We start from the raw sequence: 952 nt of genomic DNA, 5'->3' as shown, positions 1-952 counted from the left end.
TAAGATTCGGAATTACAACACATAATAGACCTTTTAGCATTAAACTAAAAATACTATTTACTACAATCTCTCCACTTATAAAATTTGTAACAAAATACGTCCCTACACCTATAAACACATAAAATATATAGTTCGAAAAATAAATTCTTATGGGTTTATAAAACACTTTTTTATAAACTAAATACGGAGTAAGCCAAAACGGAACTGTCAATGCACTTATAAGCGTCCCTATAAAAACCCCTACGATACCAATATATTGAACTAGAATAAGAGAAAAAATCAAATTAATCGCCGCTTGACATAGTGGCGCGAATCTATCTTCATGAAAAATTCCAGATGTTGTTTTTACCGTAGTTATAGAATTTCTCATTCCTCTCTCATAAAAAATAATCATTAGTGTTAATAACACATTTTTATTCATTAAAAATTCTGAACCTAACCAGATAGAAATAAACGGTTCTACCATTATATACAAACTTATAGTAGAAAATGAATATAACCAAAAGTTAAGAAGCCTATATACTTTATATACAGTATAAACTTTATCAACAGTTTCACTCGCAACTAAATTACCTATACTATGATAAATATTATTAAAAATTTGATTAATAAAGCTTCTACAGATTTCAATTAACATATTATAATTGGAATACAGCCCAACCGCTGCAACACTAACAAATGAAGAAATTATTATATTATCAGTTCCAAACACTAAGTAATTCCCTATATTTTGCCAGACAATGGCTCTAATATTTTTAATGATGTTTTTTTTAGTTTTATAATCTAATTTCCCTGCAGTTTTCTCTTTCAAAAATGGATACATTTTATTTACTATGCTCACTAATACAATAGTAGTAACAATTGTTATCACGCTATCTACAATTAAATATAAAATATAATCTTTCGTATAATATAATATTGAAATTTTAAGACACATTGAAATTATAGAAGA

At 26.4% G+C, this 952-nt stretch carries 1 protein-coding gene; it reads right to left on the bottom strand.

Translation table 11 applies throughout. The annotated features are described in order from the left end of the window. Positions 1-952: lipopolysaccharide biosynthesis protein (locus KI356_RS11975; protein WP_212935513.1), on the bottom strand; the 952-nt coding region annotated here is incomplete at both ends.

This window comes from Bacillus hominis (assembly GCF_018332515.1).
In the GTDB taxonomy this organism is placed as follows: Bacteria; Bacillota; Bacilli; order Bacillales; family Bacillaceae_G; genus Bacillus_A; species Bacillus_A hominis.
Note: the sequence above shows the minus strand (reverse complement) of the source record. Positions and strands in the feature narration are given on the sequence as shown.